The following is a 21,408-nucleotide window of genomic DNA, read 5'->3' as shown; positions in this document are numbered from 1 at the left end:
TTTTTTTATTTAAAAATATTATAAGAGATAATAGGAGCAAATTATGATAATAGCTAATATATTGATTGTAATGACAGTACTTTTTATAATATTTATAAAAACTGTAAATTGTTTATTTTATTATGCTACCCTTGGTAAAAAGCGTGATAAGATAGAAACTTTTAATAGTCTTTACACCATGGGATTATATTCTCTTGACGAGTATGAAAAGTTGAAATTGGAGGAGCTAATTGTAGAAAGTAAAGATGGATATAAGTTAAAAGGATATTATCTAAATTGTAATTCACCATCAAAAAAAGTAATAGTATTATTGCATGGATACTTGGTTGGCCACTACAGGTCTTGTCAATATATAAAGTTTTTTATAAAAGAAGGATTTAATATTCTTTTAGTAGATCAAAGAGGTCATGGTAATAGTGAAGGAACTTATGCTACCTATGGGAGATATGAGTGTGAAGATTTAGATTTATGGGTAAGCTGTATAAGACAAAAAGTTGGGGGGAAATGTTTTATAGGTATACATGGCCATTCTATGGGAGCTGCTACTGGTCTTATGTATTCAGTTTTAGGAAAGAATAAAATAGATTTTATAATATCGGAATCAGCTTATGCAAATGCAATAGAGGTTATAAAAAGAAAGTTAAATAAATACAAGATTCCTTTTTTTCCTTTCTATAATCTCACTAATCATAAAATAAAAAAAGTATGTGGCTTTTCTTTAGGCGAAATAAGTCCAATGGATATGGTAAAGGAAAGTGAAATTCCAATTATGTTCATTCATGGAGATGAAGACGAATTAATACCGTGTTATATGTCTATGGAAATGTATGAAATTAAAAAGGGAATAAAAAGCTTATGTATAATTCCAAGAGCTAAACATAATACTTGTTATGCCACTAACCAAGAAAAATATGAAAATGAAGTAAAGAAGTTTTTTAAAATGATATAATTAAGATAATATTTTAATGGGGGATGAAGGAAAATGAGAGTAGGATTAGTATTATCTGGTGGAGGCGGAAAAGGGGCTTATGAGATAGGAGTATGGAAAGCTATAAAAGAGTTAAATATGGATAAATACATAAAAGTAGTTTCAGGTACTTCTATAGGTGCTATAAATGCAGCTTTATTTGCTCAAGATGATTTTGAAGAAGCTAAGAAAATGTGGCAAGAAGTTACTATAGAGAAGTTGTTACCAGTAAATAATAAAGTCCTAATTAGGAAAGGATTAACCCTCGCTATTGGTAGTAAAAATATGAATTTAGTAAAAAAGTATATGACGAAGAAATTAGAGCAGGGTGATATTCCTAGGGATGGAGCTAAAGAGATTATAGAGAAATATATAAATATTGATAAATTAAAAAGGTCAAATAAAATATGTTATGTATCATGTACTGAAATGCCGGAATTATCTGCTAAATATTTCAAAATAAATGACTATGAAGAAGAAAGGGCTAGAAGTATATTATTAGCAACAGCTTGTCTTCCTATGATATATGAAAGTGAAGAAATTGGTGGAAAGACATATTTAGATGGGGGATTAGTAGATAATACTCCTATAAAACCAGTATATGAAGAGGGCTGTGATATAATAATAGTTGTACTATTATCTAAGGAAGCTAAAATAAGAAGAGAAGATTTTCCTGACGCAAAAATTATAGAATTAATTCCTTCAGACATGGAAACAAAAATATTAGATGGACTATTAAATCTAGATAAAGAGTCAAAAAATAAGAGAATTCAAAGAGGTTACTATGATACTAAAAATCTTTTGGAACCTATATTTGAGATGGCAAGATATCAATATAAAGAAGAATTAGAAAGACAGGCTATGGACAAGGAATTACAAGAACTTGAAGAAAAAAATAAGGAAAGTTGGATAGCTAGAAATACAAGAATAATAAAGAAAAAACTTGGAATAAATAAATTTAATAAACCTTATGTAAAGTAAAAATATATAGACAGAAAGATAGATTCCAAGGGGAGTCTATTTATTTTTAGTGGAAATTATATATAAATAAGTGTTATTATATATATTAGTAAAATTTAATTAATTATATATAGATAATTTAGAAAAGGGTGAATTAGTGTGAATGAATTAGAGCAATGCAGAAAAGAAATCGATGAGATTGATAAAGAACTTATAAATCTATTTGAAAGAAGAATGGATGTTGCTATAAGAGTAGCTAATTATAAAAAAGAAAATGATTTACCAATATATAATGAAGAAAGAGAATCAAAGGTTATTAAAAAAAATGTAGACAATTTAAAAAATAAGAACTATGATTTATTAGCAAGAAGATTTTTCTTAAGCGTAATGGAGTTAAGTAGGAGTCTTCAAGAGAGCATTATAAAAAAGCATAAGTAAAGTTATTTAAATTAATCATATATAAAGGAGTAATGTTATGGAATTTTACGGCATACTAGGTGAAAAATTAGGACATAGCTTATCACCGAGAATACATAAGATAATATTTCAGGCTATGGAAGTAGAAGGTGCATACAAACTATTTGAAATACCTAAAGGAAATTTAGGAAAGTTCATAGATGCACTTAAACTTTTAAAAATAAAAGGAGCCAGTGTAACTATTCCTTACAAGGAAGAAATTATGAAGTATTTAGATGAGATATCACCAGAAGCACAAAGAATAGGTGCTGTTAATACAATATCACTAGAAGAAAATAAACTATATGGTTATAACACAGATTACTATGGCTTTGGATATATGTTAAAGGTACATAATGTTAATATACAAGACTCTGTAGCTGTAATTTTAGGAAATGGTGGGGCTACAAAGGCTGCTATGTGCTATTTGTTAGACAATGAAGTTAAAAAAATTTATATAGTAAGTAGGACTCCAGAAAAAATTAAGGGAATAAATCATGAAAAAGTTCAACTAATAAGCTATGAACACTTAAAAGAAATTAAGGGAGACATGATAATTAATGCAACTCCAGTGGGAATGTTTCCTAATGAAGATGCTACTCCTGTTAATGACACTATCATAAATAATTTTCAAACAGTTGTGGATATAGTATATAATCCATCAGAGACAAAGTTTTTATCAAAGGGAAGAGGATTAGGTAAAAAAGTTGTAGGGGGATTATCTATGCTCATAGGACAAGGCGTAAAAGCACAGGAAATATGGCAAAAGAATTCTATTGATGACCAAGTAATTAAGGATATATATGAAATTTTAAATAGAGAGTTTAGCTAATTTTAAGAGGTGATGGCTATGAAAATAATGGTTATAAATGGACCTAATTTAAATTTTTTGGGCATAAGAGAAAAACATATATATGGATCAAAAAGCTTTGAAGAGATTGAAACTTACATAAAGGAATACTCTGAATCATTCGGACATAATATAGATATGCTCCAAAGCAATATAGAGGGAGAAATTATTAACCTTATCCAAAGAGCATACTATGAAAAATATGATGGGATAATAATTAATCCAGGTGCATTCACCCATTATAGCTACGCAATCTATGATGCTATAAAAAGTGTAAACATAGATACTGTGGAAGTTCACTTATCACAGATTTATGATAGGGAAGAGTTTAGACAAAAATCTGTTACAGCTCCAGCATGTATAGGCCAGATATGTGGATTTGGAGAATATGGATATATAATGGCCATGAATGCTCTAGAAAACAAAAAGAAGATTTCTAGCTAAAGTAGGTTATAATAATAAATTAAACATTTATAACCTAGAAGGAAGGAAAACTTATGGATGAGCTCAAGAATAGAATAATAGACGTATATATAAGCCTTACTGAAAGTGGAGTTAGATTTTATTATGAGGATGATATTACCCCTTTTAGTGAAATAAAAGAATTGAATTATTTTAATGAAGAATACCTATGTTTTACAACTGAGGAAGAAAATAAAGTTAAAGTATCATTAGAAGATTTTAGAATATATCATTCAAAAGAAAATATTAATCTTTATGATTGGGTTGAGATAAGAGAATTTGATAGACTTTTAGAAAAATTAAATGAGATTTAGTAGAATCTAATGAAAAATAAGCAACTAGGTAATTAACACCTTAGTTGTTTATTATTTTCTAAAAAATTTGAGAAATGTGGATAAAGTAAAGTAAATTTTCAGAAAAAAGGTGTATAATCTAAGGCTTATCCACTTAGTGTTGATTATATTGTGGATAAAGTTGTGGAAAATGTTAATAATTACATTATTTTACAAATAAATATCGAAGATTTATTTACAGTTATTATAAAGAATTAGTTAAAGTGAAAAAGCTTTCTAGTATTTAGTTGAAATTAGTACAATTAATACTAGGAAGCTTTTATTATGGGTATATTTAGTATTACTAAACATGAAGAATATTAATATAAACATATTTTCATAAACATGAGGTATATTCAAGGGTTCATTATGAAAAAAAATTATAAAAATATAAAAAAATTTAGTAAATCTATTGATTTATTAATAAAAAAAATATAGAATAATATTGTTTGTTTAGTAAATGTAAACTTAAGGTTTAGTAAATACATAAAATTGAGGTGGAATCGTGCAAATTGGAGAGAAGATTAAAAGTCTTAGAATAGAAAAACAGTTAACACAAGAAGAACTTGCAAACAGATGTGAATTATCCAAGGGGTTCATCTCGCAAATTGAGAATGATCTCACATCTCCATCTATTGCAACACTTATGGACATTCTTCAGATACTAGGCACAAATTTAAATGAATTCTTTAGCGAGAAGATCAATGAAAGAGTTAAGTTTACAAATGACGATATGTTTGAGACTGAGGATGAAGAGTTGAAATATAGATTAAAGTGGCTTGTACCTGATGCTCAAAAAAACCAGATGGAGCCTATAATGCTCACATTAGAACCAAATGGAAAATATAAAGAAGAAACTCCTCATGAGGGAGAGGAATTTGGTCTTGTACTTCATGGCATTGTAAACTTACATTTAGGAGATAAAGTATATAAAATACGTAAGGGAGAAAGCTTCTACTTTAAGCCAAAGTCTAATCACTACATTTCTAATACAGGAAAGACTGAGGCAACAGTAATATGGGTAAGTACGCCACCGTCATTTTAAATAGACAGATTTAATATTGACACGAAGAGTATAAGTAACATTATGTTTTAAAAGAGGTGTTTATGTTGGTTGATAGTATAATTGAAATTAAAGGAATATCTAAAACTTTTGAAGATAATAAGGTTTTAGACAATATAACTTTAGTAATTAAAAAGAATGAGTTTGTAACCTTACTTGGACCTAGCGGGTGTGGTAAGACTACTACATTAAAAATTTTAGCAGGATTTGAAACTTGTGACGAAGGTGAAGTTATATTCGAAGATAAGAAAATCAATGACTTACCTCCATATGAAAGACAAATTAATACAGTATTCCAAAAGTATGCACTATTTCCTCATATGAATGTATATGAAAATATAGCTTTTGGATTAAAAATTAAAAAACTTTCTAAAAGTGAAATTGATAAAAAAGTAAGTGAAGTTTTGAAATTAGTAGATCTTAAAGGATTTGAAAAAAGAAAAATTGAATCCCTAAGTGGTGGTCAACAACAAAGAGTAGCTATAGCAAGAGCTATTGTTAATGAGCCAAAGGTATTACTACTTGATGAACCTTTAGGGGCTCTTGATTTAAAGCTTAGAAAAGAAATGCAAATAGAACTTAAAAGAATACAGAAGCAATTAGGTATAACCTTCGTATTTGTAACTCATGACCAAGAAGAGGCATTAACTATGTCTGATACTGTGGTGGTAATGAATAAGGGAGTAATTCAGCAAATGGGTACTCCAGAAGATATATATAATGAGCCAGAGAATAAATTTGTAGCTAGATTTATAGGAGAAAGTAATATTACAGACGGGATAATGTTAGAAGACTTTAAGGTTAAATTCTGCGGACGTGTATTTGAATGTGTTGATAAAGGCTTTGAAAAAGATGAAGAGATAGATGTGGTAATAAGACCAGAGGATATAAAGATAGTACATAGAGAAGAGGGAAATCTAAATGGGATAGTAAAGTCCTCTGTATTTAAGGGAGTTCACTATGAATTAGAAGTAGAGGAAGAAAACATGACATTTATTCTTCACAATACTAAGAACTTTGCTATAGGCACAGAAATAGGAATGGGTATCTATCCAGAAGATATTCATATAATGAAAAAATCAGGAGAAGCATAGAATGAAAAAGAAATCATATTTAGCTTATCCTTATGTATTGTGGAGCTCTCTTTTTATAATAGTACCTCTTCTTCTAATTGTATTTTTTAGTTTTACAGAAAAGGTAGGCGGAAGCTACCAATTCTCTATGAATAATTTTAAAAGACTAATGGACCCTTTATATATAAATGTATTTACAAGATCTATTAGCTTAGCCTTACAATCAACAGTTTTATGCTTAGTAATGGGATATCCCATTGCTTATATGATATCAAGAAAACCAGAACATAAAAGAGGAATACTTATAATGTTATTTATTCTTCCAATGTGGATGAACTTCTTACTTAGAACCTATGCATGGCTTGCAATCCTTGGTAAGAATGGTTTATTTAATAACTTACTTAACAGCATTGGATTAAATTCAGTAGATATATTATATACAAATGGAGCAGTACTTCTTGGAATGGTGTATAACTTCCTTCCATTTATGGTGCTACCAATATATACATCCCTATTAAAGATGGACCAAGATTTAGTTAATGCAGCTTATGATTTAGGAGCAGGAAAGATTACAGCTTTTGTGAAGATTATTTTCCCATTAAGTATACCAGGAGTTATCTCAGGAATAACTATGGTATTTATGCCAGCTGTGTCTACTTTTGTAATATCACAACTTCTAGGTGGTGGAAAGCATATGCTCATAGGTAACTTAATAGAGCAGCAATTTACTTCCGTTGGAGATTGGAACTTTGGATCTGCAATATCTATCCTTATGATGATATTGATTTTATTGGCTATGGGATTAACCTCTAAGTTTTCAGATGGTGATGAAAAAGGAGGAGGGAGAGTATTATGGTAAAAGTAAAAAAATTATTTTCAGATATATATTTGGTTTTAATATTTATATTTCTATATGCTCCTATTTTTGCTCTAGCACTATTTTCTTTTAATGATTCAAAATCTATGGCTAAATGGGAAGGGTTTACTTTTAAGTGGTATCAGCAATTATTTCATAATGATAGAATAATTTCAGCTTTAATAACTACTGTAGTAGTAGCAATATTAGCATCTGCTATAGCTACAGTTATAGGAACAATAAGCGCTATAGGAATAGATAGGATGAGAGGGCCTAAAAAGGCAATGCTTCTCAATGTAAACTATCTACCTGTATTAAACCCTGATATAGTAACAGCAATAGGTCTTATGATACTTTTTATATTTTTTAATATGAAATTAGGATTTTTAACTATGTTACTTGCACACATAACCTTTAATATACCTTATGTAGTTTTATCTGTATTGCCAAAGCTAAAACAGCTTCCAGACAATGTAGAAGAAGCAGCTATGGATTTAGGTGCAAAACCTATGTATACCCTTAGAAAGGTAATACTTCCGCAGATAAAGCCAGGTATAATTTCAGGCTTTTTAATAGCATTTACTATGTCTATAGATGACTTTATTATAAGTTTTTTTAACACTGGTAATGGTGTAACTAACTTATCAATTGAAGTTTATTCTATGGCAAAGAGAGGTATCAAACCAGAGATTAATGCACTAACTACATTAATGTTTATAACAGTGTTAATACTATTATTATTAGCTAACAGAAAGCAATCTATGGTAAGGAAGGGGTAATAATATGAAAAAATTAAAAAAGATTATAGCTCTAGTATGTACAGGGGTAATGATGGCAACTATGCTTACAGGCTGTGGTACAAAGTCATCTAGTGAAGTTTTAAATATTTATAATGTGGGAGATTACATAGATGAATCTCTAATAGAAAAATTTCAAGAAGAAACTGGGATAAAAGTAGTATATGAAACTTATGATACAAATGAAATCATGTATCAGAAGATTAAAAGTGGTGGATCAAAATATGATTTAATAGTTCCATCAGATTATATGATTGAAAAGATGAAGGATGAGGGATTAATTCAAAAGATAGATTATTCTAAAATTCCTAACTATAAGAATATAGATGAAAGCTTTAAAAAACCTAGCTATGATGAAAATGATGAATATAGTGTGCCTTATTTCTGGGGAACTTTCGGAATTCTATATAACAAGAATATGGTAAGTGATCCTGTAGATAGCTGGGATATTTTATGGAACGAGAAATACTCTGGAGAAATCTTAATGCTTGATTCAGTTAGAGATACTATGGCTATTGCATTAATGAAGCTAGGATATTCTCAAAATAGTATAAATGAAAAAGAGCTAGATGAAGCTAAGGCTGAATTAATAGCTCAAAGACCTTTAGTTCGTGCTTATGTTAATGATGAGGGGAAAGATAGGCTTTTAGGAGAAGAAGCTGCTATGGGAATAGTTTATTCAGGAGATGCAGTAACTCTTATGGAACAAAATGAAAATTTAGCTTATGGAATTCCTAAAACAGGTACAAATAAGTGGGTAGATGGACTATGTATACCAACAGATGCAGAAAATAAAGATTATGCAGAGCAATTTATAAACTTTATGTTACAGCCAGAAAATGCTGTCCAAAACATAGATTATATAGGATATTCTACACCAAACAAAGCAGCTCTTGAAATGCTATCAGAAGATGTTAAATCTAACCCAGTAGCATATCCAGATAAAGCTATTCTTGATAAATGTGACTCTTTCACAGATCTTGGTGACAACATTAAGCTTTATGATGAAAGATGGATTGAAATAAAATCTAAATAATATAAAAATAGTAGCTTACCCTAAATGATGAGCTACTATTTTTATATTTAAATTTTTCAATATTCAAATTTAGTAATAAAAATATTCATTGCATTATGCATTATTATGCATAATATATTTTTGAATATAAATTTTTATTTCATCTGTTCTCAAATTTTTAACATTAATTTTGTGAATTTTATATATGATTTTATTCCCATATTTTTGACATATAGTTAATTAATAAATATTATATTATTTTTTACATAATGGGAAAAGTATAATAATTATTATAAGTGCATAAAAAATATTAAAATAGCTAAATTAAGTGTAGAGTTTTAATGTATTGAATACTACTTTATTGTATAATATATATAAGAACAATTAATACGAGAAAAGTATTTTAGTTATAATAACTTTATTTTAAAATAAATAATATAAATTAAGGAGGTAATATGCTTGAGTTAATGATTATATGTGGATTAGTATTACTAATTTGCATAACATCCAGTAAAGTACTATATAAGTTTGGTGTACCAATGTTACTTATATTCATCATTTTAGGAATGTTATTTGGCTCAGATGGTGTAGTAGGAATATATTTTGATAATTATGAACTTACAAGAGAATTATGTTCCTTTGGGTTGGTATTTATAATGTTCTATGGTGGGTTTGGTACGAATTGGAAGGAAGCTAAACCTGTTGCAAGAGAATCAATATTAATGTCTACATTTGGGGTAATAATCACATCAGGATTGACAGGATTATTCTGTTATTTTGTCCTTAAAACAAGTATTTTAGAAGGGATGCTAATAGGCTCCATAGTTGGGTCTACAGATGCAGCATCGGTATTTTCTATATTACGTTCACAGAAATTAAACTTAAAAGGAGAAATTGCATCTATATTAGAGGTTGAAAGCGGAAGTAATGACCCTATTGCATATATGCTAACATTAATAGTTTTGACATTAATGAATAATGGAGGTATTAGTTCAATAGTACCTACAGTGATTGCTCAAATTATTTTTGGTATATTAGTTGGGGTGATATTATCTAAGATAACTATCTATATAATGAGAAATGCAAATTTTGAGGTGGATGGATTTTATACAATCTTTATAACGGCAATTGCTATTTTATCTTATGCATTAAGTGAATGGATAGGAGGTAATGGATATTTAAGTGTTTATATAGCGGGTATTATCATTGGGAATAGCAAAATTCCACATAAGAGAAGTTTAGTGCATTTCTTTGATGGGGTATCGTGGATAATGCAAATTATGCTATTTTTTGTATTAGGTTTATTAGCATTTCCTTCTGAATTACCAAGTGTTATAGGGAGCTCTATATTAATATCAATATTTATGATAATAATTGCACGTCCAATTGCAACCTTTAGTGTTTTAAGCTGGTTTAAGATACCATTTAAACAGCAGTTGTTTGTTTCTTGGGTAGGTTTAAGAGGGGCAGCTTCAATTGTATTTGCAATATATGCAATAACATCAGGAATACCATTAGAAAATGATATATTTCATATAATATTTTTTATAGCTTTATTATCAGTAGCAATTCAAGGAACACTAATCCCTAAAGTAGCTAGAAAATTAGATCTAGTAGACGATACAAAAACAGTATTAAAAACATTTACTGACTATCAAGAAGATAGGTCTACAACATTAATAGAGTATAATGTTGATTCTAATAATAATTGGATAGAAAAATCTATAATGGAAGCGGATATTCCAGAGGAGATACTTATTGTAATGATAAAAAGAGATAATGAAATAATAGTTCCAAAAGGCTCTACACTAATTAAGAAAGGTGATGTATTAGTTCTAAGTGGAAATAATATAGAATATATATTAGAAAAAAATATTGGATCGTAAATTTTGTACAAAGTGGCTATAAAATATTGTAGCCACTTTAAATATTTACAATTTACAGAAGGATTATCTTAATAAGGAGTGAAAAAATGAAGGGTTTAATAGTTTTTTATTCATTAGAAGGTCATACCAAAGTTATTGCTAATATTATTGCAGATGAATTAGGCTGTGATCTCCTTGAATTGAAACCAGAAAAAGAAATTCCTAGAACTGGATTTAGAAAGTTTTTATGGGGCGGCAAGAGTGTAATATTTAAGGAAAAGCCAAGGTTAAAAAACAAAACTCCTAACCTAAAAGAATATGATACTATATTCATTGGAACGCCTATATGGGCGAGTACTTATGCACCACCAGTAAACACTTTTATTACTGATAATGAAATAAAGGGGAAAAATGTTTTATTGTTTGCTTCACATGCTGGTGGTGGTGCAGAAAAATGTTTTGAAAAATTAAAAATTGTTTTAAATGGAAATAAAGTAATTGGAACAGCTGATTTCATAGATTCTAATGATGAAAAAGAAAAACAAGATAAGGTGAAAAAATGGTTATCGAACATTAATATAGTTAAATAATTTTACTAATCAGATTAATATCGCGGAGATAGTTAATTAAAAGTCATAATTGTATTTATGACTTTTCTTTTGTTATTTAAAAAATTATATAAAATTTATAATTAGTATTAAGTAGTATGCAATATTTTATTCTTAAATATTGTATTTTGAGTAAAATATTGCATATAAATATATTAGCGTTATAATAGACTTATATACATTATTTTTAAATTAAGGAGGGGTTTAATTGGACAATTTAAAAGTTACTCCTTTAAGAGGAGAATATGAGAAGTATGGTGGCAAAATTGTAGAGTTTGCTGGATATGAATTGCCAACTCAATTTAAAGGAATTCTACATGAGCATGAGACAGTAAGAGAAAGAGCAGGTTTGTTCGACGTTTCTCACATGGGGGAAATATTAGTAAAGGGGAAAGATGCTGAAAATTTTGTGAATTTTCTTTTAACTAATGATGTAAAAACACTTAAAAATGGAGAGGTTATATACAGTTTTATGTGTTATCCTAATGGCGGTGTGGTAGATGACTTACTAGCCTATAAGTTTTCAGAAGATTATTATTATTTAGTTGTAAATGCTAGCAATAAAGAAAAAGACTTTAAATGGATGTTAGATAATAAAGCTAATTTTGAAGTAACTATTGAAGATATTTCAGAAAGTGTTGCTCAATTGGCACTTCAAGGGCCTAAAGCTCAAGAAATATTACAAAAATTAACACAACTTAACTTATCGGAGATAGGATTCTTCCAGTTTAAAAACGATGTAGACATATGTAGTAAAAGAGTTTTAATTTCAAGAACAGGATATACTGGTGAAGATGGTTTTGAAATATATGCAAAACCAGAGGATGTAGTACTTTTGTGGAAAGAAATACTTAAAGCAGGAGAAAATGAAGGGGTTGAACCTATTGGACTTGGTGCTAGAGATACACTAAGATTTGAAGCTACACTTCCGTTATATGGCAATGAGATGGATGAAACTATAACACCTTTAGAAATGGGCTTTGGATTTTTTGTAAAACTTAATAAAGAAAACTTTATTGGTAAAGATGCTTTAGTAGAACAGAAGGAAAATGGGTTAACTAGAAAATTAGTAGGATATGAATTGGTAGATAGAGGGATAGGAAGACATGGTTATGCAGTGATTAAGGATAGTGAAGAAATAGGACATGTAACCACTGGATATTTGTCTCCTACATTAAACAAAACCATAGGATTTGCTTTAATTGATGCTAAGTATACAGCATTAGGTACTGAAATTTTTATAAAGGTTAGAAACAAAGAGCTAAAATCAATAGTTGTAAATAAAAAGTTTTATAGTAAAAAAACTCAAAAATAAGGGGGAGTAATTATGTTAGTATTAGAAAATTTATTATATACAAAGAATCATGAATGGATAAGAGTAGAGGAAGATAAGGCTTATATAGGTGTTACAGATTGTGCACAAAAATTATTAGGAGATATAGTTTTTGTAGATTTACCATCAGAAGAAGATGAATTTTCTAAGGGAGAAGCTTTTTCAACAATTGAGTCTGTTAAAGCGGCTGAGGAGATTTTCATGCCTGCTAGTGGTATCGTATTACAAGTAAATGAAGAGTTGAGTGATAACCCTATTTTAATAAATGAGAATGCCTATGATGCTTGGATGATTTGCATAAAATTATCAGATGAAGATGAACTAAAAGATTTATTAAAGGCTGAAGAATATCAAGAAATATGCAAAGACCTATGTAAAGAAGGTGAATAATATGTTTCCTTATATTCCTATTACAGAAAGAGAAAAAAATCAAATGCTTGATTCTATTTCTGTAAAATCAATAGAGGATTTATTTAGAGATATTCCTGATAATTTGAAATTAAATAGAGAATTAAATATTGCTAAAGGCTTATCGGAATTAGAAGTTGAGAAGATTATGACTAAATTAGCTAATAAAAACAAATCTACAGAGGAGTTGAGCTGTTTTTTAGGTGCAGGTATGTATGATCATTATATTCCTTCTATATGTAAGCATTTAACGGGAAGAACAGAGTTCTATACAGCATATACTCCATATCAACCTGAAATTAGCCAAGGAACTTTACAAGCAATTTTTGAGTATCAAACTATGATTTGTAACTTAACAGGTATGGAAGTTTCAAATTCATCTATGTATGATGGAGCTACAGCTGCAGTAGAAGCTTCTGTAATGGCTATAGAAAATACAAAGAGAAATACCATAATAGTTTCTAAAACAGTACATCCAAATACAAGACAAGTTCTAAAGACTTATCTAAAGTATAAAGGATACAATTTATTAGAAGTTGACGAAAATAATGGAGTTACAGATATTGAAAAGGTAAAATCATTATTAAATAAAGAGATAGCAGGAGTTATTATACAAAGTCCAAACTTCTTTGGAATTATAGAAGAAGTAGATGAATTAGAAAAAGAGATTCATTTAAATAAATCTTTATTTATTATGAGTGTGGATCCATTATCTTTAGGTATTTTAAAAAGTCCTGGTGAATTAGGTGCAGATATAGCTATAGGTGATGGCCAAAGTCTTGGTGCTAATATTAACTTTGGTGGACCGGGTCTAGGTTTTCTAAATACTACTAAAAAGCTTATGAGAAAAATGCCAGGAAGAATAGTTGGCGAAACTGATGATAGTCATGGTAATAAAGGATATGTATTAACACTTCAAGCAAGAGAACAACATATAAGAAGAGAAAAAGCTACCTCTAATATATGTTCAGATCAGACATTGATGGCTATAGGAGCTGCTGTATATATGGCCACTATAGGAAAAGAAGGAATAAAAGAAATAGGAGCTCAATGCATTAAAAAATCTCACTATGCATTTAAACAATTAATAGAAAGTGGAAAATATAAACCTTTATTTAATAAACCATTTTTCAAAGAATTTGTAATTAAATCAGATTCTTGCTCATGTGAAATAAATAATAAATTATTAGAAAATAATATTTTAGGTGGATATATTTTAGAACAAGATTACCCTCAATATAATAACTCTATGCTACTTTGTGTAACAGAAAAAAGATCAAAGGATGAAATAGATAAATTAGTTAAAGTGATGGAGGAGATATAATGAAAAGTTATAATAAAGTTATCTTTGAACTATCATGTGAGGGTAACGTAGGTTATAAGCTTCCAGAAATAGATGTGGATGATATAAATATAGAGTCCGTTATACCTAAAAATATGTTAAGAAAAGAAGATGCTTATCTTCCACAAGTAAGTGAAGTTGATGTAGTTAGACATTACACTGCTCTTTCTAATAAAAACTATTGTGTGGATAAGGGTTTCTATCCTCTAGGTTCTTGTACTATGAAATATAATCCTAAAATTAATGAAGACATGGCTGTGATTCCTGGCTTTAGTAAAATTCATCCTAATGAATCAGCTGAAAATGTACAAGGTGCTTTAGAGCTTATGCATGACCTTTCTTTAAAGTTATGTGAAATTACAGGCATGGATGATTTCACATTGCAACCTGCTGCTGGAGCTCATGGAGAATTTACAGGGCTTTTATTAATAAAAGCATATCATGAAAGTAGAAATGACTTTAAACGTAAAAAAATAATAGTTCCTGATTCAGCTCATGGTACAAATCCTGCAAGTGCTAAAGTAGCAGGATTTGAAGTTGTTGAAATTAAATCTGATAAGGATGGGTTAGTTTCTATAGAAGAGCTTAAAAAAGTTTTAAATGATGAAGTAGCAGGGCTTATGCTTACAAATCCTAATACTTTAGGCTTATTTGAAAAAAATATAGAGGATATAAGCAAGTTAGTTCACGAAGCTGGTGGTCTTTTATATTATGATGGGGCAAACTTAAATGCTATTATGGGAAAAGCTCGTCCTGGAGATATGGGATTTGATGTGTGTCATTTAAATCTTCATAAGACCTTTTCAACACCACATGGTGGTGGTGGTCCAGGAGCAGGTCCAGTAGGCGTATGTGGCAAACTTTCGAAGTTTCTTCCAGTTCCAATTATAAAAAAGGAAGAAGATAAGTTTGTATATGATTATGAAAGACCTAATTCCATTGGAAAAGTAAGAAGTTTTTACGGTAATTTTGGCGTATTAGTTAGAGCATATACCTATATACTAACTATGGGAAGAGAAGGATTGAAAGCTGCTTCAGAGAATGCTGTATTAAATGCTAATTATATAAAAGAAGCTTTAAAAGATTATTATAAGGTGGCTATAAATGAGATATGTAAACATGAAGTTATTTTTGCTGGATTAAAAGATAACCCAAATCACATATCAACTTTAGATGTAGCTAAAAGGTTGATTGACTATGGCGTACATCCACCAACAGTTTATTTCCCTCTAATAGTTGAAGATGCTCTTATGATAGAACCTACTGAAAGTGAAAGCTTAGAGTCCATCAATGAGTTTGTTGAAGTTATGAAAAAAATAGCTATAGAAGCCAAAGAGACTCCAGAAATTTTACATGAAGCTCCCCAAAATGCTTTAGTAAGAAGATTAGATCAAGTCAAAGCAGCTAGAACACCGATTTTAAAGTGGAGTAAATAACTTTTGAGGTAAGGATTGGAAATGGAGAGGCAAGGTTAATTTTTCTAAAGGCATTAATATAATCTTTGACATCATTATATTAATGCCTTTATGTACAAATTTGTTAAAATTTTAACCAGAATAAATTTGTATATAAAAGGTTTCTATAATAAATCATACAGAATGTATTAAGGAGTGTAGTTATGAGAGATATAATTGTAATAGGTGGAGGACCTGGTGGGTATGTAGCCGCTATTAGAGCAGCTCAATTAGGAGCGAAAGTATGTCTTATAGAAAAAGAAAGCCTAGGCGGGACATGCCTAAATTATGGGTGTATTCCAACTAAAACCATATATAGAACTGCAGAGCTTTTTAATAATTTAAGTCATATTGAAGATTTTGGTATTAAAGCATACAATCCTGAAATAGATGTATATAAAATCCAAGAAAGAAAAGGAAATATTATAAAAACTTTAGTAACTGGAATAGAGTCGCTTTTAAAGGGAAATAATGTAGAACTTATAAGAGGTAAAGCTACATTAATTGATAAAAATAATGCAATAGTATGCACCCAAGATGGAGAAATAACTATTGAAGCTAAAAATATAATTATAGCTACCGGATCTCAGGCTGAAATTCCATCTATAGAAGGAGTATATAGTAGTAAAAATATTATAACCAGTACTGAACTTTTAGATTTTAACCATATACCAAAATCCTTAGTAGTTATAGGCGGTGGAGTAATTGGAATGGAATTTGCCAGTATCTTTAATGCTATGGGAAGTAAAGTTACTGTTATAGTTGCAAGAAATTCTATACTGTATGATATAGATAAGGATATTTCAAAGCGATATTCAGCTATGGCAAAAAAATCTGGAATAGAAATTCTTACTTCAACTAAAGTGATGAGCTTTAGTGATGAAGAAGAAGTTATTATAAAATGTCAAGGTAAAAAAGGTGAGTTTGAAGTAAAAGGGGAGCAAGTACTTCTTGCAAAGGGAAGAAAACCTAATTATGAAGGTATTGATGTGGAAAGATTAGGAATGGACACGTATAAAAAAGGTATAGTGGTTGATGATAATTATGAAACTTCTTTAAAGGGAGTATATGCTATAGGAGATGTAAATGGAATTTCACTTCTTGCACATGCAGCTTCTCATCAAGGTGTAGAAACTGTAGAGCATATATTATTAAATAAAACCTGTCATAAAGCAGTGATTCCTTCTTGTATTTTTACTTTTCCTGAAATAGCAGTAGTAGGAATTACAGAGGAAGAAGCAAAAGATAAGGGAATAAGCTATAAAAAAAATAAATTTTTATTTGGAGCTAATGGAAAAGCTTTAGCCTTAGGCGAGGGTGAAGGTTTGGTAAAAGTTATAAGTGATGAAAATAATGTGATTTTAGGTGTGCATATTCTTGGACCTCATGCGTCTGATTTAATATTAGAAGGAACGATAATGGTAGAAAAGAAAATGACAGTTTCAGAATTGAAAGAAGTAGTTCATAGTCATCCTACTCTAGGTGAGGCACTACATGAAGCAGTTTTAGGCTTGAACAAAGAGTCTATACACAGTATAAATAAGTAGCTATTATTCTAAATGTATGTAGCGGTATAACTTATTCTAAACAAAAAGGAGAAAAAATGAGATATATAGATAATGATTATACAGACCCTTATTTTAATTTAGCTTTAGAAGAGTATCTATTAAGAGAAAAGAATGGTGAGTATTTTGTACTTTGGAGAGATGAACCTTGTATAGTAGTTGGAAAAAATCAAAATACTTTATCGGAAATTAATGAAGAATATATTAAAAAGCATAATATAAAGGTTGTAAGGAGACAGAGTGGTGGTGGAGCTGTCTTTCATGATCTTGGAAATTTAAATTTTACATTTATAGTAGAGGATGATGGGAAAAAGTTTAATGATTTTGAGACTTTCGTTATTCCAATAATAGGTGTGTTAAATGAATTGGGTGTAAAAGCAGAGTTTTCAGGGAGAAATGACCTTTTGATAGAGGGGAAAAAATTTTCTGGAAATGCTCAATGTAAATATAAAAACAGAGTAATGCATCATGGGACTTTATTATTTTCCTCTGACATAGTTAATTTAAGTGATGCTTTAATTTCAAAGCCTATAAAATTTTCAGATAAGGCAGTTAAATCTGTATCTAGTAGAATTACAAACATTAGTGAATACCTACAGGAATCTCTTAGTGTTATAGATTTTAAGAATAAAATATTTGAGTATATAAGCAGGGCAGAGGAAGATAAGGTTATAACTACTTTAGATAATGAGGAAATTGAAGAAGTTAAAAATTTAGTTAAAACCAAATACGAAACTTGGCAGTGGAATTTTGGACAGTCGCCCAAATATAATTTTTATAATGAGAAAAAGTTTTCTGCTGGTACTATAGAGTTAAGTATTGATGTTGAAAAAGGTGTAATGAAACATATAAGAATTTTTGGAGATTTCTTTGGAGAAGAAAATATTGAAGAAATTGAAAAAGCTCTTATAGGTAAAAAGCATAATAATGAAGAAATTCACAGCGTAATAGATAATATTAATATGAAAAAATATTTTGGAAATATAAATAAAGAAGATTTTTTAGGATTATTTTTTTTATAAAATTGCCTAAATTAGGCGATATACTTTAATTATCTAAATAAAATATAGATATATTAATTTTAAATAAAAATAGCTTATATATTTAAAAGTGGATTCTTATCGAATCCACTTTTTGAATATATTGTTAAAGTAAATAGAATAAATAAATTTTATAATATGTCGAAGAATTTTTAAGTTACAATTTAAAGTGCCTATAACTAGGCTAAGTTAATTAACAACTATACAAGTTACTAAAACTATAATAAGTGTAAATGATTTATTCTCGGCTTAATATATTTTCATAATAAGGTTCTACATGTATTATTACTTCTGTATTATTATTGGTTTTTTCTCGAATTTTGTTTTCAATTTTATGAAGTAGTACGTGAGAATCTTCTACACTATATTTTGGATCTACCATAACATGCATGTCTATAAATATATTATTTTCACTTCCTCTACTTCTAATGTTATGAATATCTTTAATTTCACTAAAATCTGAGATAGCATTTTTAATAAATTCATCATCTAATATAGCTTTATCTACCAATATTCCACTGGTAGATATAAAAATTTCATAGGCAGCATGAAGAATAAAACCAGCTACCACCAGTGAAGCTATGGAATCTATTATGGGTGGAAGTCCAAGTTTTATACCTATAAGGGTAGTTAATACTCCTAAAGATACAAAAATATCACTTTTAGTGTGAAGAGAGTCAGAAATTAATATATAACTGTTGAGTTTTTTACCAATACTATATTCATATTTTGAAACTAGAATGTTTATAAAAAGCGTAATTAATATGGTTATTAAGCTTTCTGGAGTTATACTTAAAGCCTTAGGAACTGTAAATCCGACTATTCCATTAATAATAATTTTTCCTCCCATAAAAACTAACATTACAGCTATAAATAGACCAGAAAGCATCTCAAACTTTTTATGACCATAGGGATGGTCTTTATCTATAGGTTTTGAGGCCAAGCCTATACCAATTAATCCTACTATGTTAGAAGAACCATCTGAGAGAGAATGAAATCCATCGGCGGTAATACTGGAGCTTTTAATTAAACTTCCAATAACTATTTTTAAAAGAGCCACAAGTAAATTAGCAAAAAATATTATCCATAATACTTTTCTGATTTTTTTGTAATTATCAATATTCATAAAAAACCTCCTATTAGATATGTTAAACAAAATAATATATACAATTTATGAAGAAGTTTAAAAAATAAGAAAATAAAAAAACCCAAGAACATTTAAAAAATGTCCCATGGATTCGTTCCACTGCTTGAGAAAAAGCCCGGCTGCATGAAATATCATCGCCTGTTCAATAAATATATAACTATTTTAATTATAGTATATGCAAAGATAAATATAAGGCCACATAAAAATACATTTAAGTTAAGAAAGACTATATAAAAATATTTACTAATATTTGTTATTTAGGGTATAATTAAATTAATTTTATAAAGGGAGTGATGGTCATGGGATTATTTAGTAGTGTAATAGGAAATGCGTCAGAGGTGGATATCAATAAAATCAGGGAAGACTATATGAAATTATTAGGATCTAACGAACAAATAGAAAAAGCATACAAGCTAGTAAGAGATATGATTATATTTACAAATAAAAGATTAATTTTTATAGATAAGCAAGGGGTTACTGGTAAAAAGGTAGAATATCATTCAGTACCATATAGAGCAATTACTAATTTCAAAGTGGAAACATCAGGACATTTTGACTTAGATGCAGAACTTAAAATATTTGTTTCTGGAATGAGTATGCCTATAGAAAAGACTTTTAGCAGTAGTTGTAATATCTATGAAGTACAATCAATATTAGCAGAGTATTGTAGCAGATAGTTATAAACATAAGAGTGCATGTTAATGAGTAGCGGAAGCTAAAAATAAAATTAAAGAAAAACAGTTTGCATATTTAAAAGTGGATTCTTGATGAATCCACTTTTTTCATCTTCTATTAAAATAAATTTATAAACTTTATATTGTTAGCTATAAATTAATAGTACCTATTTTTTAACTATATTCCTAATCTCATATGTAGGGTTTATAGCACTTTTGTTTTTAATCCTATTAGAATTAAGCCAGTAGGTATCTATACCAAAATTTATTCTACATTGTATATTTGAAGATAAATGTTTTACATATGATTTTGCAAATTTAACTTCATCAAATTTAGCATTTAATTTACTTAATAATCAGATTAACAGAATTTAACCAAGAGCCAGAAATAGAAGAATTGTTTCTAAATGTAGAAGAGCCACTCATAAGATAAAATCATTTTAATATAAATATAATGTAGATAAATAATTAAGGAGGCTATTATGAGCTATTCTACTGATAGACAACCTCAGGGTATTGCAAAAAGTGTGGAAGGATTCTTAAGAGAAGGACTTGTTGCGGAATTAGTGGCAATAAATGATTATAGTCATTTTATAGCAGTTACAGAAAATAAAGAACTTAAAGAATTATTTCATCACATTATGGAAGATGAAAAGAGGCATTATGCAATGTTTTTAAATGCTCTAAGATGTGTTGATCCAGAGCAGGAGGAATTACAGGAAGAAGCTAAAGAACATGTAAATATGTCATCTAAAGAGAAGTATAAAGACTATACTAATAAATATGATAAGGATGTTAATCTACTTGTAACTATTAGGGAAGGAATAAAAGGAGAGCTAGAGGCTATTTTACTTTATGAACAATTTGTTAGGAATTTAAATAACAGTACTTTAATTAAAATAATAAATGATATAACTAGGGATGAAAAGGAACATGTAGAAGAATTAACCAGAGCTTTAGTTATTTTAGATAAAGATAATTATGGAACATTATAATAAAGTATAAAATAATCTGTGTAAACCCAATAAGGAGAATATAATTGTCCTTATATTAATGGGGGAGCGCAGATTATATTTTTATTAAGAAAGAAAATTTAATATAGGTAGGGTGGACTTTTTATTTTAATATAGATATTATTAAC

22 protein-coding genes and 1 riboswitch are annotated in these 21,408 nt (G+C 28.9%); of the genes, 21 read left to right on the top strand and 1 reads right to left on the bottom strand.

Annotation, left to right across the window (positions count from 1 at the left end):
* The first annotated feature begins 43 nt into the window (after positions 1-43).
* The 19 genes from ABDZ93_RS15125 (at position 44) to lplA (ending at position 18,428) form a co-directional block, all read left to right on the top strand.
* Positions 44-949, top strand: a complete 906-nt coding sequence (locus tag ABDZ93_RS15125; RefSeq protein WP_343827288.1) for an alpha/beta hydrolase — start codon at positions 44-46, stop codon at positions 947-949.
* 33 nt (positions 950-982) lie between these two features.
* Entirely contained in the window at positions 983-1,948 is a 966-nt protein-coding gene (locus tag ABDZ93_RS15120; RefSeq protein ID WP_343827287.1) for a patatin-like phospholipase family protein, read from the top strand.
* A gap of 138 nt (positions 1,949-2,086) precedes the next feature.
* On the top strand, positions 2,087-2,365 hold the full coding sequence (locus tag ABDZ93_RS15115; protein WP_343827285.1) for a chorismate mutase: 279 nt from the start codon (positions 2,087-2,089) through the stop codon (positions 2,363-2,365).
* 37 nt (positions 2,366-2,402) lie between these two features.
* Positions 2,403-3,215, top strand: coding sequence for a shikimate dehydrogenase (gene aroE / locus ABDZ93_RS15110; protein ID WP_343827284.1), 813 nt, complete (start codon positions 2,403-2,405; stop codon positions 3,213-3,215).
* A gap of 18 nt (positions 3,216-3,233) precedes the next feature.
* Complete coding sequence (gene aroQ / locus ABDZ93_RS15105) at positions 3,234-3,677, top strand: type II 3-dehydroquinate dehydratase (protein WP_343827283.1); 444 nt, start codon at positions 3,234-3,236, stop codon at positions 3,675-3,677.
* Between the two features lie 53 nt (positions 3,678-3,730).
* Positions 3,731-4,009, top strand: coding sequence for a hypothetical protein (locus tag ABDZ93_RS15100; protein WP_343827281.1), 279 nt, complete (start codon positions 3,731-3,733; stop codon positions 4,007-4,009).
* 523 nt (positions 4,010-4,532) lie between these two features.
* Positions 4,533-5,072: a helix-turn-helix domain-containing protein gene (locus tag ABDZ93_RS15095; protein ID WP_343827280.1), complete on the top strand. Its 540-nt coding sequence runs from the start codon at positions 4,533-4,535 to the stop codon at positions 5,070-5,072.
* Positions 5,073-5,134: 62 nt separating this feature from the next.
* A complete protein-coding gene (potA, locus tag ABDZ93_RS15090; protein WP_343827279.1) occupies positions 5,135-6,184 on the top strand; it encodes a spermidine/putrescine ABC transporter ATP-binding protein in 1,050 nt (349 codons plus the stop codon).
* Position 6,185: 1 nt separating this feature from the next.
* Entirely contained in the window at positions 6,186-7,022 is an 837-nt protein-coding gene (locus ABDZ93_RS15085) for an ABC transporter permease (RefSeq protein WP_343827278.1), read from the top strand.
* Positions 7,016-7,798 (top strand): ABC transporter permease, encoded by a 783-nt coding sequence (locus tag ABDZ93_RS15080; protein WP_343827277.1) that lies wholly within the window; start codon positions 7,016-7,018, stop codon positions 7,796-7,798. Before ABDZ93_RS15085 ends, ABDZ93_RS15080 begins: the two co-directional genes overlap by 7 nt.
* Positions 7,799-7,802: 4 nt before the next feature.
* Positions 7,803-8,852 carry an ABC transporter substrate-binding protein gene (locus ABDZ93_RS15075; protein WP_343827276.1) on the top strand — a complete coding sequence of 350 codons (1,050 nt, stop codon included), beginning with the start codon at positions 7,803-7,805 and terminating at the stop codon, positions 8,850-8,852.
* A 434-nt stretch (positions 8,853-9,286) separates the two neighbouring features.
* The gene (locus ABDZ93_RS15070) at positions 9,287-10,717 is read left to right on the top strand and encodes a potassium/proton antiporter (protein ID WP_343827275.1); all 1,431 of its coding nucleotides are present in this window, start codon (positions 9,287-9,289) and stop codon (positions 10,715-10,717) included.
* Positions 10,718-10,803: 86 nt separating this feature from the next.
* Entirely contained in the window at positions 10,804-11,286 is a 483-nt protein-coding gene (locus ABDZ93_RS15065; protein WP_343827274.1) for a flavodoxin family protein, read from the top strand.
* A 226-nt stretch (positions 11,287-11,512) separates the two neighbouring features.
* Positions 11,513-12,619 (top strand): glycine cleavage system aminomethyltransferase GcvT, encoded by a 1,107-nt coding sequence (gene gcvT / locus ABDZ93_RS15060; RefSeq protein ID WP_343827273.1) that lies wholly within the window; start codon positions 11,513-11,515, stop codon positions 12,617-12,619.
* Between the two features lie 12 nt (positions 12,620-12,631).
* Entirely contained in the window at positions 12,632-13,027 is a 396-nt protein-coding gene (gcvH, locus tag ABDZ93_RS15055; protein WP_343827272.1) for a glycine cleavage system protein GcvH, read from the top strand.
* Between the two features lies 1 nt (position 13,028).
* On the top strand, positions 13,029-14,369 hold the full coding sequence (gene gcvPA, locus ABDZ93_RS15050; RefSeq protein WP_343827270.1) for an aminomethyl-transferring glycine dehydrogenase subunit GcvPA: 1,341 nt from the start codon (positions 13,029-13,031) through the stop codon (positions 14,367-14,369).
* The gene (gene gcvPB, locus ABDZ93_RS15045) at positions 14,369-15,823 is read left to right on the top strand and encodes an aminomethyl-transferring glycine dehydrogenase subunit GcvPB (RefSeq protein WP_343827269.1); all 1,455 of its coding nucleotides are present in this window, start codon (positions 14,369-14,371) and stop codon (positions 15,821-15,823) included. The genes gcvPA and gcvPB overlap by 1 nt, the downstream gene beginning before the upstream one ends.
* Before the next feature lie 182 nt (positions 15,824-16,005).
* Entirely contained in the window at positions 16,006-17,388 is a 1,383-nt protein-coding gene (gene lpdA / locus ABDZ93_RS15040; protein WP_343827268.1) for a dihydrolipoyl dehydrogenase, read from the top strand.
* Between the two features lie 56 nt (positions 17,389-17,444).
* A complete protein-coding gene (gene lplA, locus ABDZ93_RS15035; protein ID WP_343827267.1) occupies positions 17,445-18,428 on the top strand; it encodes a lipoate--protein ligase in 984 nt (327 codons plus the stop codon).
* A 256-nt stretch (positions 18,429-18,684) separates the two neighbouring features.
* Here the strand turns inward: lplA and ABDZ93_RS15030 are convergent, their stop codons facing one another.
* Positions 18,685-19,572 carry a cation diffusion facilitator family transporter gene (locus ABDZ93_RS15030; RefSeq protein ID WP_343827266.1) on the bottom strand — a complete coding sequence of 296 codons (888 nt, stop codon included), beginning with the start codon at positions 19,570-19,572 and terminating at the stop codon, positions 18,685-18,687.
* A 97-nt stretch (positions 19,573-19,669) separates the two neighbouring features.
* A riboswitch (NiCo riboswitch) is annotated at positions 19,670-19,749 on the bottom strand.
* Between the two features lie 143 nt (positions 19,750-19,892).
* Between ABDZ93_RS15030 and ABDZ93_RS15025 the strand changes: the two genes are divergently transcribed.
* Positions 19,893-20,270, top strand: coding sequence for a PH domain-containing protein (locus ABDZ93_RS15025; RefSeq protein ID WP_343827265.1), 378 nt, complete (start codon positions 19,893-19,895; stop codon positions 20,268-20,270).
* 479 nt (positions 20,271-20,749) lie between these two features.
* On the top strand, positions 20,750-21,262 hold the full coding sequence (locus ABDZ93_RS15015) for a ferritin family protein (RefSeq protein ID WP_343827264.1): 513 nt from the start codon (positions 20,750-20,752) through the stop codon (positions 21,260-21,262).
* The last annotated feature ends 146 nt before the right edge of the window (positions 21,263-21,408 follow it).

It is taken from the genome of Clostridium subterminale (genome assembly GCF_039521425.1).
In the GTDB taxonomy this organism is placed as follows: Bacteria; Bacillota; Clostridia; order Clostridiales; family Clostridiaceae; genus Clostridium_J; species Clostridium_J subterminale.
The sequence above is the reverse complement of the archived record's forward strand: the minus strand, read 5'-3'. Positions and strand labels throughout refer to the sequence as shown.

Coding starts and splice junctions, on each gene's coding strand:
- aroQ (WP_343827283.1), top strand. CDS start 3,234: ATGAAAATAATGGTTATAAATGGACCTAATTTAAATTTTTTGGGCATA.
- gcvPB (WP_343827269.1), top strand. CDS start 14,369: ATGAAAAGTTATAATAAAGTTATCTTTGAACTATCATGTGAGGGTAAC.
- lplA (WP_343827267.1), top strand. CDS start 17,445: ATGAGATATATAGATAATGATTATACAGACCCTTATTTTAATTTAGCT.
- gcvH (WP_343827272.1), top strand. CDS start 12,632: ATGTTAGTATTAGAAAATTTATTATATACAAAGAATCATGAATGGATA.
- ABDZ93_RS15120 (WP_343827287.1), top strand. CDS start 983: ATGAGAGTAGGATTAGTATTATCTGGTGGAGGCGGAAAAGGGGCTTAT.
- ABDZ93_RS15075 (WP_343827276.1), top strand. CDS start 7,803: ATGAAAAAATTAAAAAAGATTATAGCTCTAGTATGTACAGGGGTAATG.
- ABDZ93_RS15015 (WP_343827264.1), top strand. CDS start 20,750: ATGAGCTATTCTACTGATAGACAACCTCAGGGTATTGCAAAAAGTGTG.
- ABDZ93_RS15070 (WP_343827275.1), top strand. CDS start 9,287: ATGCTTGAGTTAATGATTATATGTGGATTAGTATTACTAATTTGCATA.
- lpdA (WP_343827268.1), top strand. CDS start 16,006: ATGAGAGATATAATTGTAATAGGTGGAGGACCTGGTGGGTATGTAGCC.
- aroE (WP_343827284.1), top strand. CDS start 2,403: ATGGAATTTTACGGCATACTAGGTGAAAAATTAGGACATAGCTTATCA.
- ABDZ93_RS15125 (WP_343827288.1), top strand. CDS start 44: ATGATAATAGCTAATATATTGATTGTAATGACAGTACTTTTTATAATA.
- ABDZ93_RS15030 (WP_343827266.1), bottom strand. CDS start 19,572: ATGAATATTGATAATTACAAAAAAATCAGAAAAGTATTATGGATAATA.
- ABDZ93_RS15025 (WP_343827265.1), top strand. CDS start 19,893: ATGGGATTATTTAGTAGTGTAATAGGAAATGCGTCAGAGGTGGATATC.
- gcvPA (WP_343827270.1), top strand. CDS start 13,029: ATGTTTCCTTATATTCCTATTACAGAAAGAGAAAAAAATCAAATGCTT.
- ABDZ93_RS15085 (WP_343827278.1), top strand. CDS start 6,186: ATGAAAAAGAAATCATATTTAGCTTATCCTTATGTATTGTGGAGCTCT.
- ABDZ93_RS15080 (WP_343827277.1), top strand. CDS start 7,016: ATGGTAAAAGTAAAAAAATTATTTTCAGATATATATTTGGTTTTAATA.
- potA (WP_343827279.1), top strand. CDS start 5,135: ATGTTGGTTGATAGTATAATTGAAATTAAAGGAATATCTAAAACTTTT.
- ABDZ93_RS15065 (WP_343827274.1), top strand. CDS start 10,804: ATGAAGGGTTTAATAGTTTTTTATTCATTAGAAGGTCATACCAAAGTT.
- ABDZ93_RS15100 (WP_343827281.1), top strand. CDS start 3,731: ATGGATGAGCTCAAGAATAGAATAATAGACGTATATATAAGCCTTACT.